Annotated in this window: 13 protein-coding genes and 1 tRNA gene; 4 read left to right on the top strand and 10 right to left on the bottom strand. The window is 60.4% G+C overall.

Annotated features, from left to right (window positions below):
* Positions 1 to 3: 3 nt before the first annotated feature.
* From glgA to AOA60_RS16130, 8 genes are all read right to left on the bottom strand, one after another.
* Positions 4 to 1,560 (bottom strand): glycogen synthase GlgA, encoded by a 1,557-nt coding sequence (glgA, locus tag AOA60_RS16165; protein ID WP_099585292.1) that lies wholly within the window; start codon positions 1,558 to 1,560, stop codon positions 4 to 6.
* 462 nt (positions 1,561 to 2,022) lie between these two features.
* Positions 2,023 to 2,976, bottom strand: coding sequence for a D-2-hydroxyacid dehydrogenase family protein (locus AOA60_RS16160; RefSeq protein ID WP_099585291.1), 954 nt, complete (start codon positions 2,974 to 2,976; stop codon positions 2,023 to 2,025).
* 26 nt (positions 2,977 to 3,002) lie between these two features.
* A complete protein-coding gene (locus tag AOA60_RS16155) occupies positions 3,003 to 4,004 on the bottom strand; it encodes an alpha/beta fold hydrolase (RefSeq protein ID WP_099585290.1) in 1,002 nt (333 codons plus the stop codon).
* A gap of 44 nt (positions 4,005 to 4,048) precedes the next feature.
* Positions 4,049 to 4,492 carry a YqaA family protein gene (locus AOA60_RS16150; RefSeq protein ID WP_178075368.1) on the bottom strand — a complete coding sequence of 148 codons (444 nt, stop codon included), beginning with the start codon at positions 4,490 to 4,492 and terminating at the stop codon, positions 4,049 to 4,051.
* Positions 4,493 to 4,495: 3 nt separating this feature from the next.
* A complete protein-coding gene (locus tag AOA60_RS16145; RefSeq protein WP_099585288.1) occupies positions 4,496 to 4,942 on the bottom strand; it encodes a DUF411 domain-containing protein in 447 nt (148 codons plus the stop codon).
* An 81-nt stretch (positions 4,943 to 5,023) separates the two neighbouring features.
* Complete coding sequence (locus AOA60_RS16140) at positions 5,024 to 5,482, bottom strand: SRPBCC family protein (protein ID WP_099585287.1); 459 nt, start codon at positions 5,480 to 5,482, stop codon at positions 5,024 to 5,026.
* A gap of 89 nt (positions 5,483 to 5,571) precedes the next feature.
* A complete protein-coding gene (locus AOA60_RS16135) occupies positions 5,572 to 7,566 on the bottom strand; it encodes a methyl-accepting chemotaxis protein (protein ID WP_099585286.1) in 1,995 nt (664 codons plus the stop codon).
* 134 nt (positions 7,567 to 7,700) lie between these two features.
* The gene (locus tag AOA60_RS16130) at positions 7,701 to 8,696 is read right to left on the bottom strand and encodes an aldo/keto reductase (RefSeq protein WP_099585285.1); all 996 of its coding nucleotides are present in this window, start codon (positions 8,694 to 8,696) and stop codon (positions 7,701 to 7,703) included.
* Positions 8,697 to 8,813: 117 nt separating this feature from the next.
* On the opposite strand from AOA60_RS16130, the gene AOA60_RS16125 reads away from it, so the two are divergent.
* The gene (locus tag AOA60_RS16125) at positions 8,814 to 9,755 is read left to right on the top strand and encodes a LysR family transcriptional regulator (RefSeq protein WP_099585284.1); all 942 of its coding nucleotides are present in this window, start codon (positions 8,814 to 8,816) and stop codon (positions 9,753 to 9,755) included.
* Here AOA60_RS16125 and AOA60_RS16120 read toward each other — a convergent pair.
* Complete coding sequence (locus tag AOA60_RS16120; protein WP_099585283.1) at positions 9,752 to 13,234, bottom strand: membrane-targeted effector domain-containing toxin; 3,483 nt, start codon at positions 13,232 to 13,234, stop codon at positions 9,752 to 9,754. The genes AOA60_RS16125 and AOA60_RS16120 overlap by 4 nt on opposite strands.
* Positions 13,235 to 13,533: 299 nt before the next feature.
* Between AOA60_RS16120 and AOA60_RS16115 the strand changes: the two genes are divergently transcribed.
* The gene (locus AOA60_RS16115; protein WP_099585282.1) at positions 13,534 to 13,722 is read left to right on the top strand and encodes a hypothetical protein; all 189 of its coding nucleotides are present in this window, start codon (positions 13,534 to 13,536) and stop codon (positions 13,720 to 13,722) included.
* Positions 13,723 to 13,752: 30 nt separating this feature from the next.
* Here the strand turns inward: AOA60_RS16115 and AOA60_RS16110 are convergent, their stop codons facing one another.
* The gene (locus AOA60_RS16110) at positions 13,753 to 14,133 is read right to left on the bottom strand and encodes a fe2+ zn2+ uptake regulation protein (RefSeq protein ID WP_099585281.1); all 381 of its coding nucleotides are present in this window, start codon (positions 14,131 to 14,133) and stop codon (positions 13,753 to 13,755) included.
* A 237-nt stretch (positions 14,134 to 14,370) separates the two neighbouring features.
* On the opposite strand from AOA60_RS16110, the gene AOA60_RS16105 reads away from it, so the two are divergent.
* Positions 14,371 to 16,659 (top strand): acylase, encoded by a 2,289-nt coding sequence (locus AOA60_RS16105; RefSeq protein WP_099585280.1) that lies wholly within the window; start codon positions 14,371 to 14,373, stop codon positions 16,657 to 16,659.
* A 212-nt stretch (positions 16,660 to 16,871) separates the two neighbouring features.
* Positions 16,872 to 16,945 (top strand) — tRNA-Cys (locus AOA60_RS16100).
* Positions 16,946 to 17,020 lie beyond the last annotated feature (75 nt).

Here is a 17,020-nt window from a genome sequence, read left to right as displayed (position 1 = left end):
TGATTACTTGACTGATTTCCCCAGGGCCTTGGCCACAAGTTGTTCGTAGAGTTCTGCGTAGGGTTCGACCGCCTGGCACCAGTTGAATGGTTGGGTCATGGCCCGGCAGCGCATGGCGTTGAGCAGTCCCGGGAAGGCGAAGACCTTGAACGCACGGCTCAGCGCTTCTTCATAGCTTTCCACGGTGGATTCATTGAACAGGAACCCAGTGACGCCGTTCTCGATGGTGTCCGCCAGGCCGCCGGTATTGCGTGCCACCGGCAATGAGCCGAAGCGCTGGGCGTACATCTGGCTCAGGCCGCAAGGCTCATAGCGCGAGGGCATCAGCAAAAAATCACTGCCGGCGAACATGCGGCGGGCGTCGGTTTCGTTGAAGCCGATGCGTACGCCGACCTGGCCCGGAAAACGCAGGGCCAGTTCACGCATGGCCTGTTCTTCTTCCGGCTCGCCGCGTCCGATGATCGCGATCTGGCCGCCGTTCTCGACAATGAAACTGGCGACTGCTTCGGTCAGGTCCAGGCCTTTTTGATAGACCAGGCGCGAGACCACGGCGAACAGCGGGCCGGTGGAGTCGTGCAGGCCGAACAGTTCGCGCACATGGGCGGCGTTGATGGCCTTGCCTTCCCAGTCGCCGATATTGAAGTTGTGGGTCAGGTGTTCGTCGGTGGAGGTTTCCCAACTTTCATCGATACCGTTGGGGATACCACTGAGCAGGCCTTGCTGGGTCTTGGCGGCGAGAAAACCGTCGAGGCCGCAGCCAAATTCCGGGGTGGTGATTTCCTGGGCGTAGGTCGCGCTCACCGTGGTGATATGACTGGAGTACGCCATGCCGGCCTTGAGGAACGACATCTTGCCGTAGAACTCCATGCCTTCCTGTTGCAGGGCGTGGGGCGGGATACCCAGTTCCGGTGTGGAGGCGAGGCTGACCACACCCTGGTAAGCCAGGTTATGGATGGTGAACAGGGTCGGTGTGCGTGACCCACGCCAGTGCATATACGCCGGGGCCAGGCCAGCGGGCCAGTCGTGGGCGTGCACCAGGTCCGGGCACCAGTGGATCTGTGCGAGGTTGGCGGCGATGTCGGCGGCGGCGAGGCCCAGGCGGGCGAAGCGGATATGGTTGTCCGGCCAGTCGCGGCCGTTGTTGGCGCCGTAGGGCGTGCCTTCACGCTCGTAGAGTTCGGGGCAGATCAACACGTAGATGACCAGCCCGTCCTTGAGATCCATGCGCCCGATCTTGCACGGCGGCAGCGCGGCGTGACCGCCCAGCTCACCGATGATATGGATCGGGTTGTCGCTTTCCATCACCTGCGGGTAACCGGGGATCAACACGCGCACATCATGCAGGTGGGCCATGGCGCGGGGCAGGGCAGCGGATACGTCGCCCAGACCGCCGGTTTTCACCAGGTCGGCAAACTCGGAGGTGACAAACAGGACTTTCTTTCGATTCGGGTTTTGACTCACGACTGGCCGCACAGTGTTGGGCAGGTCGGCCAATGATGTAGGCCCCCCTGCGGGCTGACTGAAACGCTCTCCCTGAGTATCTACTGCGGCACTGATCATAATGCACTCCCATTTTGTTGGTCGGCTAATGGCCCGCTGCCATTAGCTCCGATTGACCGCATCCTGCGGCCAGGCGCACAAGCACTGTACAAACTGGCAAGGCGTATGCCAGTTGCACGGGTTGTGAAAAAAGATTGGATGGACGGGCATTTGCCGTGAAGCCAACGCGCTCGCCTTACCTTAAAACTGGACCAATGGCAGAGTCTGAAAGTTTCGATTTTTTGCGGGGTTTTTGTTTTGGAACGGACCCATCGGTCATGAGTCTAGGACAGATCCCAGAGCCTGTAGGGTTTCTAGGCAGATTTTGTAGGACAAAATACTTGTAACCAGACATTCAACTGTTATTAACCGATTGGGTGCAGCTGTGTGGTGAGCAGGCTTGCCCTGCGCTGGGCTGTGAAGCGGCCCCATTGGGGCGACCGTCCCTATGCATGGTGCAGTGAGGTGCCCCGTGTTGGTGCGTCAGCCGAGTACGCGCATGGGCGCCGTTTTGGCCCACGCCTGGATATCCTCAATCATCTGCTCGTAGAACTGCCGGTAATTCTGCGCGCTCACATAGCCCACATGGGGCGTGGCCAGCACATTCGGCAAGTGGCGAAACGGATGATCCAGCGGCAATGGCTCCTCGGCGTACACATCCAGTGCCGCCCCGGCCAGGCGGCCACTGCTTAACGCCTCGACCAGCGCCCGCTCATCCACAATCGGCCCGCGCGCGGTGTTCACCAGTCGCGCCGAGGGTTTCATCCAGCCCAGCGCTTGGGCATCCACCAGGCCCCGGCTGCGGTCGCTGAGTACCAGATGGATGGTAAGGATGTCGGCCTGCTCGAACAGCACCTGCTTGCTGACCCAGGTGGCGCCAGCTGCGGCCGCACGTTCCGGCGTGAGGTTTTCGCTCCAGGCAATCACGCGCATGCCGAACACCTGGGCGAATTGCGCGACCTTCTGGCCGATGCTGCCCAGCCCGAGAATGCCCAGCGTCTTGCCGTACAGGTCACCGCCCAGCCCGACCTGCCAGTCGCCAGCGCGCAAGGAGTTGGCCTCGGCCAGCAGGTTACGGGTGGAGGCCATGATCAACGCCCAGGTCAATTCCGGCGCGGCCTGTTTATAGCTGTCGGTGCCGCAGACCTGAATGCCCAGGGCCTTGGCCGCAGGAATGTCGATCGCGGCGTTGCGCATGCCGCCGGTGACCAGCAACTTGAGCCGGGGCAAGCCCTGTAACAGCGTCTGGCCGAAGGTGGTGCGTTCACGCATCACGCAAATCACTTCGAAGGCTTGCAGGCGCTCGATCATCACGGCGGTATCCGCCGGGTAATCGTGCAGGAAATGCACTTGGCCCACTGACTCCAGTACGGACCAATCCACCACGCCACTGGCCACGTTCTGCCAATCATCAATCACTGCGATCTGTACCGACATTCACGGGTGCCTCGAAAAAGGTTGGGTTAAAGGGCGTTCAAGCCCTGCAACAGCGCCTGGTGAAACTTCGCCGGTTCTTCCATCTGCGGCGCGTGGCCCAGCCCGGGAAACTCCACCAGGGTTGCGTGGGGGATCAGCTTGGCCACGTTTTTGCCCAGCACCGCGTAGTTGCCCAGCGTGGCCTTGACCGCTGGCGGCGCGACATCCTTGCCGATGGCGGTGTTGTCGGCCGTGCCGATCAGCAACAGGGTGGGCATCTGCAGGTTCTTGAACTCGTAGTACACCGGCTGGGTGAAGATCATGTCGTAAATCAACGCCGAGTTCCATGCGACCCGCGTATGCCCAGGTCCGTTGCTCAGACCGGCGTACATGTCCACCCAGCGCTCGTACTCCGGCTTCCAGCGGCCGACGTAGTAAGTGTTGAGCTGATACTTGCGAATCCCCTCGGCGCTGACTTTCAGTTCACGGGCATACCACTGGTCGACGCTCAGCGCGGGCACGCCCAGGGCTTTCCAGTCTTCCAGGCCGATGGGGTTGACCAGCGCCAGTTGCTCGGTCTGCTCGGGGTACATCAGCGCGTACCGCGTGGCGAGCATGCCGCCGGTGGAGTGGCCGAGGAGGGTGGCCTTTTGAATACCGAGTTTTTCCAGCAGTTGATGGGTGTTGAGGGCCAACTGCTGGAAGCTGTACTGGTAGTGCTCGGGTTTGCTGGAGCTGCAAAAACCGATCTGGTCCGGGGCGATCACGCGGTAGCCGGCGTCGCTCAAGGCCTTGATCGAGCCTTCCCAGGTGGCACCGCAAAAGTTTTTGCCATGCATCAACACCACGGCGCGACCATTGGCAGTGCCTTTTGCCGGCACGTCCATATAGCCCATTTGCAGGGATTCCCCTTGGGATTGGAAGTGAAAATGTTCCAGCGGATAGGGGTACTGGAAGCCCTGCAGCTCGGGGCCGTAGGTGGCTGCGAGCGCAGCGGTGGTGCTGGCCGTCAGCAGGCCGGCGACGCAAAAAGCACGGAATAGAGGCATGGGCGGGGCTCCACAAAGGTTGCCTGGATGCTCTTGGCGAGGGATTAAGTGGGGATTAACACCCAGTGCAAGGTCACGGCGGCCAACACTGCATAGCGCAGGCCTTTGGCGAGCGTCACCAGCAGCACAAACCGCCACAGCGGCTCACGCATCACCCCGGCCACCAACGTCAGCGGGTCGCCGATGATCGGCAGCCAACTGAGCAGCAGCGTCCAGTGCCCCCAGCGCTGGTAATGGCTGCGGGCTTTTTCCAGCTGCTGATCGCTGACCGGAAACCAGCGTCGCCCTTTGAAGTGTTCGACCCAGCGTCCCAACCACCAGTTGACCAGCGAGCCGAGCACATTGCCCAGGGTGGCAATGCCCAGCAGCCACCCCAGGCTGTAATGCCCGCTGAGCAACAGGCCCACCAGCACCGCTTCCGATTGCAAGGGCAGCAGGGTCGCCGCACCAAAGGCGGCGACGAACAGCCCGAAGTAACCCATCAGCACCGATCAGTGCGCCGGGTAGTCAGCCACTACCACGTCCTTACCGTCCCGGTTCAGGCCGATGACTTGATAGGCCTCGCCGCGCCCGTCCATTTCCATGCCGGGCGAACCCATCGGCATGCCCGGTGCGGCGATGCCCAGCAGGTCGTCGCGCTTGCGCAAGGCCAGCACTTGCTCGGCGGGCACATGGCCCTCGACAAATTTGCCGTCGATCACGGCGGTGTGGCAGGAGCCAAGGCGCGGCGCCACGCCCAGCCGTTGCTTGACCGCGCTCATGTCAGCTTCGACATGGTCGTTGACCTTGAAGCCGTTGCTTTGCAGATGGCTGATCCACTTTTTGCAGCAACCGCAGTTGGCGTCACGGTGTACATCGATGGGGATCAAGTCAGCGGCCTGGGCCAGGGTCGTGGTGAACAGGGCTGAAAGCAGGGCCAATCGCAATGAGGTTTTCATCAGGTTTTCGTCCGATACCAGGCAGTAAGCCGGGCATTCTCCGCGCTTTTTTCGCGGGGACGCCGTGGTAATGTTTCAAAGTTATACAGAGTCGGGGTTTTCCAGCCGCTGCTTGAGCCGGTCCAGCGCCTTGGCCGAAAGCTCGATCATGCGCTCGTGCAGGCTGGCCAACTGCAATTCGGTCTCATAGGTCAGGACGCGCTTGAACAGCGTGCCGTCGCGAAACGGCTGGAGGAAGTAGTGGAGGGAGCCATCGACGACCAGGGACGTGAACACGGCCTTGAACTCGCTTGGACGCTGGGCGATCTGCACGCGGTAGCTCATGGGTACGCGTACACCGAGCAGGTCGATCATTTCGTTAAAGCGTGCACCGGCGGGGAGTGAGCCGCTGGTGCCGGTATCGGCACTGAGGGAGGTGGGGTGCCATTCGTGCCAGCGATCCGGTTGGGTCACATAGTCGTAGACGGCATCGATGGGGGCCTGGATAAAGCGTTCCTGACTGATCCGCTCCAAGCGGACCGACTGCTCGACAACGCGCATGGCACACCTCCTGTGTGGCGGGGCTAACACTTGGAGCTGTCAGAATAGTCCGACTCCCGCGCTTTGCACGGGAGCATTCAGAGAATTGATCAGCGCACTTTAAAGCGGCTCATCAAGGCTATCACCCGGCCATTGGCGTCCAGCAGGCTCTGGGTATTGGTTTCAGTGGCATGGCCACTTTGCACCAGCTCTTCGACCATATGTCGGATCTGCACCATGCTGCGGTTGATCTCTTCGGTCACCGCGCTTTGCTGCTCGGCGGCCGTAGCGATCTGGGTACTGAGGTTGTTGATATGGCTGACGGAACCGGCCATTTCATCCAGCCCGGTGTTTACCCGCGCCGTGGCATCCGCCGCCGATTGGCAACTGGCCTGGGTGTTTTCCATGGCCGCGACCGACGAACTCACCCCGGCCGTCAGGCGTGCCAGCATCTCGTTGATCTGCGAGGTGCTGGCCTGGGTGCGCGCGGCCAGGGCGCGGACTTCGTCGGCTACCACGGCAAAGCCACGGCCTTGCTCGCCGGCCCGGGCCGCTTCAATCGCGGCGTTGAGAGCCAACAGGTTGGTCTGGCCGGCAATGGCGCCGATCACGCCGAGGGTTTCGGTGATGCGTGCGGCGTCCTGGCGCATGTTTTCCACGGTGTGGGTGGCGCTGGCGACTTCGCCGATCAAGGCGCTGACGCTGGTGGACGCTTCCCCAACCACCACGCGGGAGCGGTCCGCATGTTCATTGGCGCGCTGGGTGAACGAGGCGGTTTCGGCGGCGTTTTGCGCCACGTTGTCGGCGGTGGAACTCATCTCGGTGATGGCGGTGACGGTCTGGTCGGTTTCCGAGGCGTGGCGCACCAGGATCTGGTTGGTATGGGCCGAGGTCTGTTGCAGTTGCTCAAGGCCCGACGACATCGCGCCGGTGGCCTGGGTGACCTCGCCGATCATGTTTTGCAGGTAGACGATAAAGCGGTTCACCGAATGACCGATGGCACCCAACTCGTCTTCGGCGCGGATGGTGATGCGCCGCGTGAGGTCGGCATCGCCGGCGGACAGCGCGTCGATGTTGGCTTTCAGGGTCTTCATGCGCTGCACCAACTGGCGGATCGCATATGCGGCCAGCAACACCAGCAACAGCACCATCGGGATCTGCACCAGCGCCAGGCTGCCGAGCACGTCATCGCGCTGGGCGGTAATCAGCGAAGTGGGCAGGGCGGTGGCGAGGAACCACGGCGTGCCTTCGATGGGGCGCATATAGAACGTGCTGGCGACGCCGCCGTTGTCGAACTCGCTGCGTTGCAGCGCCTGGTCGCGATGAGCCAGGGCTTTGCTGAGCTGGGTGGCAAATGCCGAGGTCGCGGTCAGTTCGCTGATGTTCTTCAACACCACCGGGCTGCTCAGGCGCGAGCTGTTGCTGATGATCTTGCCGTCGCCTTCGACGATCAGCATTTGCCCACCGATGTCTTTTTCCTTGCTGGCCACCAGGTCATTGAAGAAGCCCAGGGTCACATCGATAGTGGCCACGCCATACGCGGCGCCGTCACGCTGGATCGCCATGGCGCAGTTGGTGCGCGGCTCCTGGCTGGCGTCGTCCTTGTAGGCCGCGGCCCAGGCGCATTGCCCGCGTGGCGACGCGAGGCCGCCCTTGTACCAGCTCTGATCGTAATAGTTGGGCGCGGGGTCACTGTTCCAGAAGGTGTTCACTGCCAGCTTGCCCGACGCATCGCGGTGCCAGAACGTGCTGTGCTTGTTGCGCCCCGGCGTGCGCTGGTTGGGCAGCGGCCATATGCCGCCGCCGAATACTTTCAGCTCGCCATATTGGTCGACCAGCCCCGGCAGCACCTTGTCGATGGCATCGCTGTCGAGCAACGGGATGGTTTGGGTGATGGTGCGTTGCTGGGCCTGAACCTTGTTCAGTTCGCCCTGAATTTGTTCGGCCACCTCACTGATGCGATTGAGCACCACCTGTTCTTCGGTCTGTCGCAGCTTGGGCGCGACCAACTGGCCGATGCCCACGACGGTCAACACGAACAACACCAGGACGAACAGCACCAGAAACAGGGTATAGCGGGCTTGGATAGAGCGCAGTGGGGGCATGGGGCCGTCCTTACGAAGCGTTTATTATCGACGCGGCTTTTTTGGAGCTTCGTAGGGCTATCGGCCTGACAATGCGCAGCTTTAGGTACGTCCGTGCAAGAAACTAGAGGCGCCGCCAGACGGCGCCCCCCTCGTCAGATATCCAGCATCGCCATGACCTCTGCGGGGTAGCGCAGGCCGGCAGTTGCATCGGCCGGAAAGATCGTCTCCAGCGCCGCCAACTCCTGCGCGGTGAGGGCGATTGAGACTGCCGCCACATTCTCTTCCAGGTATTTGCGCTGCTTGGTTCCGGGGATCGGCACGATGTATTCGCCTTGCGCCAATACCCAGGCCAGCGCCAGTTGGCCGGCGGTCACGCCTTTTTCAGCCGCAAGGTTCTGGACCTGCTTTACCAGTTCCAGATTTTTCGCGAAGTTCTCGCCCTGAAAGCGCGGATTGGTGCGGCGATAGTCATCGGCAGCGAAGTCTTCAGGGCGTTTCAGCGCGCCGGTGAGAAAACCACGCCCCAGCGGGCTGTAGGGCACAAACGCAATGCCCAGGCGTTGGCAGGCGGCGAGGCAGCCGTTGTGCTCCTGGTCGCGGCTCCACAGCGAGTATTCACTTTGCAGTGCGCTGATGGGGTGAACCTTGTGCGCCCGTTCCAAGGTAGCGGCCGAGGCTTCGCTCAGGCCCAGATAACGGACCTTGCCTTCCTTGACCAGATCAGCCATGGCGCCAACGGTTTCTTCGATGGCGACCTGCGGGTCGATGCGGTGCTGGTAGTACAGGTCCAGAGTGTCTACGCCAAGGCGTTTCAGGGTGCCGTTGATCGAATCGCGGATGTATTGCGGACGGCCGTTGACGCCGCGCAGGGCTGGGTTCGCCGGATCGCGGACGATCCCGAATTTGCTGGCCAGGAACACCTGGTCGCGCTTGCCGGCGATCGCCTTGCCGATCAGTTGCTCGTTGGTGTGCGGGCCGTACATGTCGGCGGTGTCGAGGAAGTTGACCCCCAGTTCCACGGCGCGGTGCAGGGTGGCGGTGGCTTCGGTGGTGTCGCTGTCGGGTGCGTAAAAGTCAGTCATGCCCATGCAGCCGAGGCCGATGGCGGAGACGCGAGGGCCGTTTTTACCGAGTTGACGAGTGTGCATGGGTTGAGCTCCTGTTGATGAAGGCGTCCATTGTTACTCTCGACAAAATCGGGATAAACAGGCTAAAACCACTATCACTGTTCGTAATATCTAAATAATCCACACAGGACGTGCCCTTTGGACCGTTTCAACGCCATGCGCGTATTCACCCGGATCGTTGAGTTGGGCGGCTTCGCCAAGGCCGCCGACAGCCTGCAACTGCCTCGCGCTTCGGTGACCGTGCTGATCAAGCAACTGGAGGCGCACCTGGGCGTGCAATTGTTGCAGCGCACCACGCGCCAGGTCAGCCCGACCCTGGACGGCGCCGCCTATTACCAGCGGTGTGTGCAGTTGCTCACGGACCTGGAGGAAACCGAAGCGGTGTTCTCCACCCAGCGCCAAAACCCGCGCGGCACCTTGAGCATCGATATGCCGGCGGGTATCGGCCGCTACCTGGTGATCCCGGCCTTGCCGACATTTACCGCCCGGTATCCGCAGATCGACTTGGAAATCGGCCTGAACGATCGTCCGGTGGACCTGATTCGCGAAGGTGTGGACTGCGTGCTGCGTGGCGGGCTGGCACTGGACGAATCCCTGGTGGCGCGGCCGTTGGCAATGATGGATCAAATCACCCTGGCCAGCCCTGCGTACCTTGAACGCATGGGGGTGCCCGAAACCCTGGAAGACCTGGGGCGGCATCAGATGGTCGAGTACGTCTCCAGCGCCAGTGGCAAGCGCTTCGGCCTGGAGTTTGAGCTTGGCGCCGAACTGCGTCTGGTCAACCTGGCCAAGCGCGTCGCCGTCAACAGTTCCGACGCTTACTTCGCGGCGTGCGAGGCTGGGTTCGGTTTGATCCAGGCGCCGCATTATCACGCCATGCGCCAATTGGCCGAAGGCATACTGGTGCATGTGTTGCCCGGTATCCCGGTGCCGAAAATGGCGCTGACTGCCCTGTATCCGCCGCACCGTCAGCTGTCACAGCGGGTAAGGGTGTTTGTAGATTGGTTGGTTGAGCTCTGTGCGCAGCCCGGCACCGGCTTGCAGCGCCAGGCCTGCGGTAATCACCCAGGTGGAGGCTAGGCGTAGATATGCAGGTCGCCAGGGCGGTCGGTTCCACTGAGGGGTTTTTGAGGGTTGGGGACGTTAACGGTATCCCTGAGTCCTACGGACACCTGGTGAGACCTGTTCTGGAACACACCGATGCCAATACTTCCCGTCATCTCGGCCAGCCCAGGTACACCTTCGGAGGTCTTCATATGGGAGTGGCCGACCAAGGCGACCCACTTTTCCGTGCCTGAGTTGGCGTTGATCACTTCAGAGGCATAGTAATTGAATTCCTCAAGCCTGCGCGCCGATCCCGACCCGGCTTGGGGGAGGCCAAGTCTTGCGTCTTTGTGCCGTGTCAGATAGTAGTGATCCAGGGGCAGTACCTCGATGCCGTTCAACTCCAGTTTGGCTTTGAGCTGCTTGAACGTCGGGCCTGTACGCGGCGTGCTGGCCGCCCCGAGATTGCCAATACCATCGTCCACGACTCCCTTGCCGGGTAGATCGATGACACCCTCGAAATAGACTTTTTTAACCCCTTGTTGTTTGAACGTATCAACGTTGTCGAACAGCGTTTTGAAGCTGGCCATCTCGCGATGAGATTCTCCAAACACGATGCCATCGGAGACCTTCAGCGCTTCTGTGATCAAGTCCTTGGCGGGCACGGGCTTGGGAATCGCTGGAATGCTCGGACGTGGTGGTAGGCCTCCGTGCTTTAACGCGTTATACGTCTGGTCCATTTCCTCGAGAAATTTTTTGAAGGTTTCATCCTTCCCGTTGCCGCGCAGAAAGTGCCCCGGCTCCAGCCTCCCTTTCATGCTTTCCACATAGCTGCCTGCGGGGAGCGGCACTTGTTTGAGGGGATGGCGGCGAGCGCTTCGATCCAACGGGTTGTGCCGAACGCCGTCGGTGCTTTTAGGGGGGGTGGTATGGGTCGGTGCGAGGGTATCGCTGGGGTTGAACGTGTCAAGCGGCGGCCCATATGGCTGCCGTGAGTGGGTATCCGCTGCGTACCATTTGCCATCGTGCAACACTGCACTGCCTTCCAGGCGTCTTCCCCCCTGCGTGAAGACGCCGATTGCCGCGTCGTCAAACCCGCGACTGGCCTCTATCAAGTCGCTGCCTCTGAGCATGCCTTTGAGTCGGTGAATACCCTCGCCGGCAGTGCTCGCGCTAACCAAGGCCAGTTTGCCTGCACCCACAGCGACGTCGCCCACACCGCTCAAGGGGTTAAAGGCGCTTAAGGCATTCACCCCGATTATTCTGGTGCCTCGCGCCACTTTGGCGAGGGTTGAGGCAACCGTGCTTGCACCTTTTGCCACTTTTGCCACCGTAGCAATGCCTGCGGTAATAAAGCCAAAGATGTCGAACGCGAGGTCCCCAGCGGCGTCCTTGTAGTGACCTGCACGAAAATTGACGATGGCGGATCTCAAGGGGACAAGGTCCAGCAAGAACTCCCCGACAGCGTCCAGCGTGTCACGGTTTTGTTCGGCAGATGTTCTGCCCGCGGCTTGACGCTTAACGGCGTCACTGTCTATGCCCTCGGCGTTGACCACTGCCTGGGCGATTTGTCTGATGCGCGAATTGGTAAAGGTGTTGGCCTTGGCATTGCCGCGTGTTTGTGCTGTTTCCAGTTCACTTAATGCTGCGCCGACGGGGAACGCTTCGATCTTGGTGACCTCACTCGGCCCAGGCTGGTCAGGGCCTATTCGGCTTCTGGCAACTTTCTTGATCGTCGACGTTGTGGTGTCGAATTCGTAAACATGCTTTTCGCCGTTGTAATCTGCTTGCATCAATATTTTGGGGCTGGTGTGGAACAAGGTGTCTTTGACGAACGGAAGCGCGGAGATTCGGTAGGAGTTCTCTTTGTAGAAACCCAGTTTTGCCTTGTTAAGAATATCTCGGTCTGCCAAAGGCAGAAGGGTGATGGCATTCATCAAGGCGTAATGCTTGATTTTTTTGTACTGGCTCGTCACCGCGGTGAACTTTTTATCGAACTCACTGGGTACGTTGAATGACGCGCTGTTAGTGAAGCGGACGACAGCTTGCAGGTTGATATCGTCACGCGCTGGAACGAACCTCCAGTCGTGAGCATTGATTTTGAGCCCCTGCATGACGATATCCACCAACGAGTAGTAGGTAGCGGTTCGTCCTACGAGCAAGAAATTTGGCATGAAGCAGAGGTTTTTTTCTTCAAACCACGGTTTATCCCCAAAGGTTTTTTTGAGTAATGCGAGCGCCATTTCTTTGCGGTTCGGCAGGGGCGCGTCGAGCAAACCGGATGCCTCTTTCAAGGCTTCATGTTGTGTGTTGAAGACACTGCGAGCTTCCTCAATATCTTCTGTGGAATAGAGCGCCTCATCTGCGCGCGGGAGCACCTGGTTGGCCACACTCCAGTCAATCAGCACGGCTTTTTTAGTTGCCTCGCTCGTCTCGCTTGTCTGGCCGGCTGCGAGCATGACTTCGCTGAAGCTCATGTGGACCGACTTACCCGGCGTGTCGGCTTCGATACCGGCGACTGCAAGACACAAATGGGCCCACGCCTGACTGCCGTAGACCACTGTCGCAGGGATGTCTTTGACCAGGAACTGCGGAGCAACGCGCGTCAACAGCAATCGGGCTGCCAAGGGGGCGGTGGCTGACGCTGTTCGACCGCTGCTGCTCAGGTGGTTCGCCAAGGCGTCGACGACGGCGGCGGGTGAATGGCCCCAGTGACGCTCGGCTGCCAGGTCAAAGCCTGCCACTTTATTCCGCTCGGGTTGCTCAAGCGCTTCGGAGTCAAGGCCCAGATGGATGGCGGCCAACACATAATCATTGACGCTGCTGTCTGTGGCGATGCCGCCAACGCTGGCTTGAATAGCTGCGCCCAGCGCCGCAGCACGGGGGGTGTCGAGAAGCTGTTCCAGTGCGGCGGCGGGGTCTTGCAGCGCGGTCGGGGAGAGTGTGACGGCATCGGTCAGGTAATCCAGCGCGCCGGCGCGGGCGCTGGTCAGCGGCAGGCCGGGCAGGTTTGCACTGTTACATGCAACGACGTCGTACACCGTGCGTTGATGCTCCACGCTCAACGGCAGCGCCCAGGACAGGGCGCCCCCGAAGTTGCCCAATGGATGTTGCAGGGTGTGATCGGACAGTGCCAGGGCGGTGTTTTTGAGTTCTGCCCAGGTTTTCGGCATGTAGGCGCACGTGGCGCGGATGAGTGACTCAAGATTGGCAGTGCGTGCACTTGCGCCGGCTGTATCCGGATCAAGCGGCAGGTGTGTGCTGCGCAAATAAGCGGCCAGTGCCTCGGGTGTCGCGTCTTCCCCGAGTTTTTCCACCGCGGTGTGCAGCGCCTGGGCCAAGGTGTGCACGTCACGCCTGTCGCCCAACCGGTCTTTCAGGGCTTGGCGCCCGTCCGGTTGTACCTGTTCAGTTTGCGCTGTGAGGTGCAACGAGGAGCTTTGTGTCGGGGCGAGCTCAAGGAGAAAGGGGAGGGGCTGCGGGAAAATACGAGGTGAAGTGCTGAGAGAATTCATCGTGATTGACCTTTATGGCGCGTAAATGTCGGCGCTACGAAAGCCAAATCACTGGTGGCCTGAGCGCATTAGTCTGTGCGCGTTTCAGGCGTTGCAGTTCCCGGGGTGGTCCTTACGTATGTAAGTGAACGAAACGATGAGGTGTTACTTTTCCTTTTGTCAGGGCAGGGGCGAGCTGAACCTCAATACCGGACAAGCCAAAGCTTTTCATCACCTGTAACATAAGGCCATGCCGACCTCAGTGGATTCCCGACGCGGGGCCATGCAGGGATTAAATTTTTCAGGTTCAGGAACCCGTCATGACGCAAAAGCAACGTTTGAAATATTCGCTTCTGATTGCCCTGGCTGTACTGGGGACGATGTTTGGTCTGTCCTACTTGCAGAACACCGGGGTCATCAGTGAGAAAACGTTCCAGACCATCGCCATTGCCGTCGCGGTGATCGTGGTGGTGATCAACGGCATCATGCGCCGCAAGGTCAAGCTCTGAACATGTAGGCCGGGGCGTGAAGCGCTGACTTCAGGCCCGCCCTTCGAGCACCTTGGCAGCCTCTTCATGGAGGCTGTAGCTCTTATCGGCATTGAGGGTGATCACGCCTTCGCTGCACAGGCGCTTGAGCACTTCGCGCACGCTGAGAAACGACAACGGGATGCCCAGCTCCAGCAAATGGCTGTGCACGCCGCGTACCCCAAGGGTGCGCTGGTTGTCGGCAGCGGTGAGCAGGGCGTCGATGACCTTCAGCCGAATCAGGCTGGTGCGTAAACCGAAACACTTGAGCAAATGGCGAATACGCTGGTTGCCTTGCTGTTCGGGCGTTTTGCCGAACGCTTGCGTGCCGCCGCCAAAATTGACGTCGGCAACCGATGAATGTCCGTCCGTGGGCACTTGCGGGTTGTACATGCAAAAACTCCTTATCAGAGCCTGATCAGGAAAATGATGGCGCTCTTATCTAATAAGACGAACGAGCGAGCAAAATCATGAAGTGTTGGATGTAGAAATTTCGTCAGTGTCGGTTTTGTCACAACCCACGTCCTTCAGATAAAGCTGCCACGCGGCTAAATTTCTCCCGGTTTTATGCGTTCTTACGGTGGGGTAACTGCCCCCGGTGAGGGTGTTCAATTTGACTGTGGAGTCTGCGTGATTATTTCCAACGGGTTGTCCAGGGTAGGTATCGCAGGGTTGCTGCTGGGGTTGAGCCTGGTCGCATCGGCGCGCGAGCAGGTGACGCAGGCGTCGGCAGATATTCGCCGTACCAGTTATGGGGTGCCGCATATCCTGGCCAGCGATGAGCGTGGCCTGGGCTTCGGCATCGGTTACGCCTATGCCCAGGACAATCTGTGCCTGCTGGCCAATGAGGTGGTCACGGTGAATGGCGAGCGGGCAAAGTTTTTCGGCCCCGATCAGTCGACTCTGGAAGAACGCAACAATTTGGCCAGTGATGTGTTCTTTACCTGGCTGAATACGCCAGAGACGGTGGCGGCCTTCTGGAAAGCCCAGACCCCTGAAATAAAGGACCGTATTGAAGGGTACGTCGCCGGCTATAACCGCTATCTGAAAGAGCAGGGCGCCCCTGCCCAGTGTCAGGCTGCGTGGGTAAGGCCGCTGGTGGCTGAAGATCTGGTGAAGTTGACCCGCAGGCTGCTGGTGGAGGGCGGTGTCGGCCAATTCGCCGAAGCGCTGGTGGGCGCAGCGCCGCCTCAAACCACGGCCAGCGTGCAGCCTACCGCCAAGGCGTTTGAACTGGCGGCCGCCAACCAGCAGCGCTTCACCCTGGATCGCGGCAGTAACGCCGTGGCGGTGGGCCGTGATCGTTCGTTCAATGGGCGCGGCATGTTGCTGGCCAACCCGCATTTTCCGTGGGTCGGTGGCATGCGCTTCTATGAGATGCACCTGACCATTCCAGGCCAACTGGATGTGATGGGTGCCGCGCTGCCGGGCCTGCCGGTGGTCAATATCGGCTTTAACCAGCACGTGGCGTGGACCCATACGGTCGACACCTCCAAGCACTTCACCGTGTACCGCCTCACGCTGGATCCGAAGGATTCGACGCGCTATATGCTCGATGGCAAATCCATCCCCCTGGAAAAAACCTCGGTGACGGTGCAGGTCAAGCAGGCCGACGGTAGCCTCAAACCCGTGGTTCATCCGGTGTACAGCTCGCAGTTCGGCCCCGTGGTGCAATGGCCCGGCAAACTGGACTGGGACAGCCACTACGCTTTCAGCCTGCGCGACGCCAACCTCGGCAACGACCGCGTCCTGCAACAGTGGTACGCGATGAACCGCGCCGGCAGCCTTAAAGCGCTGCAAACGTCAGTGCACACCCTGCAGGGCATTCCGTGGGTCAACACCCTGGCTGCCGACGATCAGGGCCAGAGCCTGTACATGAACCTGTCGGTGGTGCCCAACGTCAGCGCGGCCAAGCTCGCCCAATGCAGCGACCCGCGTGCCGGCCTGCAACTGATCATGCTCGACGGCGCCCACAGCGCCTGCGCCTGGGACGTCGACCCGCACGCAGCCCAGGCCGGTATCTTCCCGGCCGACCAACTGCCGCAACTGGAGCGCACCGACTACGTGCAGCACTCCAACGATTCAGCCTGGATGGTCAACCCCAAGGCGCCGCTAACGGGCTTTTCACCCGTGATCAGCCAGGACAATATCGGCCTGGGCCCGCGCGCCCGATTTGCCCTGCAACGCCTGCACTCCCTGGAAAAACAGCCGATCAGCGTTGCCGACCTGCAAAACATGGTGATGGACAACGAGGTATACCTGGCCGGCCAAGTCATGCCGGATTTGCTGGCGTTCTGCGCCAAGCACCTGGGCACCGACGCGGCTGCGCTCAAACCACTGTGCACCAGCCTCAACGATTGGGACCGGCACGCCAACCTCGACAGCGGCCTGGGCCTGGTGCACTTCATCAACCTGGTGGACCAACTGGAGCAAATCCCCGACGCCTGGCGCGTGGCGTTCGACCCGGCCCAACCCCTGACCACACCGCGTGGCCTGGCCATCGACCGAGCGCCCGTCGCCAAGGCGTTGCGCGAAGCCATGCTGGCCTCCACCGCCGACGTCGCCAAGCTGGGCCTCAAACCGGGTAGCAAATGGGGTGACGTCCAAGTCAGCGGCCAGACCCCGATCCACGGCGGCCCCCAGGAACTGGGAATCTACAACGCCATGCAAACCGTGCCCCGTGCCGATGGCAAGCGTGAAGTCGTCAGCGGCAGCAGCTACCTGCAAATCGTCACCTTCGACGACCATGGACCACAGGCCCAAGGCGTACTGACGTTCTCCCTGTCCAGCAACCCCGCATCGAAATACGCCAAGGACCAGACCCAAGCCTTCTCCGAGAAAAAACTGCGCCCACTGCCGTTTACCGACGCCCAGATCAAGGCCGACCCGCAGTACCAGACGCAGCGCATCAAGGAGTAGGGCAGGCACGCAACTCCTTGATGCCAATGCGAAATATTTTTGAAATCAAGGGGTTGCAGGCATTGGCAAATGAGTACATAATGGCGCCCATCGAACGCAACGAAGCATTAAAAACTTCAATGTATTCAATGAGTTAGAGTAGAGGCATGGCTTTATAGCCCACTCAAGTTTTTATGCGGTGAATGTCAGCAATCAGGGCATTGATCGTTTGAGGCCGAGTAGCAAAATGGTTATGCAGTGGATTGCAAATCCACCTACGCCGGTTCGATTCCGACCTCGGCCTCCACTCTTGAAAACCCCGTAGATTAACGTCTACGGGGTTTTTTATGGGCTGGTGAAAAGTGGCAGCCGTTTGACCCGA

The sequence above is a fragment of the Pseudomonas sp. 2822-17 genome (genome assembly GCF_002742485.1).
In the GTDB taxonomy this organism is placed as follows: Bacteria; Pseudomonadota; Gammaproteobacteria; order Pseudomonadales; family Pseudomonadaceae; genus Aquipseudomonas; species Aquipseudomonas cyclaminis.
The sequence above is the reverse complement of the archived record's forward strand: the minus strand, read 5'-3'. Positions and strand labels throughout refer to the sequence as shown.

Excerpts from the sequence above, each read along its gene's own strand:
- AOA60_RS16160 (WP_099585291.1), bottom strand. The coding sequence starts at position 2,976 with ATGTCGGTACAGATCGCAGTGATTGATGATTGGCAGAACGTGGCCAGT.
- AOA60_RS16145 (WP_099585288.1), bottom strand. The coding sequence starts at position 4,942 with ATGAAAACCTCATTGCGATTGGCCCTGCTTTCAGCCCTGTTCACCACG.
- AOA60_RS16120 (WP_099585283.1), bottom strand. The coding sequence starts at position 13,234 with ATGAATTCTCTCAGCACTTCACCTCGTATTTTCCCGCAGCCCCTCCCC.
- AOA60_RS16115 (WP_099585282.1), top strand. The coding sequence starts at position 13,534 with ATGACGCAAAAGCAACGTTTGAAATATTCGCTTCTGATTGCCCTGGCT.
- glgA (WP_099585292.1), bottom strand. The coding sequence starts at position 1,560 with ATGATCAGTGCCGCAGTAGATACTCAGGGAGAGCGTTTCAGTCAGCCC.
- AOA60_RS16130 (WP_099585285.1), bottom strand. The coding sequence starts at position 8,696 with ATGCACACTCGTCAACTCGGTAAAAACGGCCCTCGCGTCTCCGCCATC.
- AOA60_RS16135 (WP_099585286.1), bottom strand. The coding sequence starts at position 7,566 with ATGCCCCCACTGCGCTCTATCCAAGCCCGCTATACCCTGTTTCTGGTG.
- AOA60_RS16110 (WP_099585281.1), bottom strand. The coding sequence starts at position 14,133 with ATGTACAACCCGCAAGTGCCCACGGACGGACATTCATCGGTTGCCGAC.
- AOA60_RS16140 (WP_099585287.1), bottom strand. The coding sequence starts at position 5,482 with ATGCGCGTTGTCGAGCAGTCGGTCCGCTTGGAGCGGATCAGTCAGGAA.
- AOA60_RS16155 (WP_099585290.1), bottom strand. The coding sequence starts at position 4,004 with ATGCCTCTATTCCGTGCTTTTTGCGTCGCCGGCCTGCTGACGGCCAGC.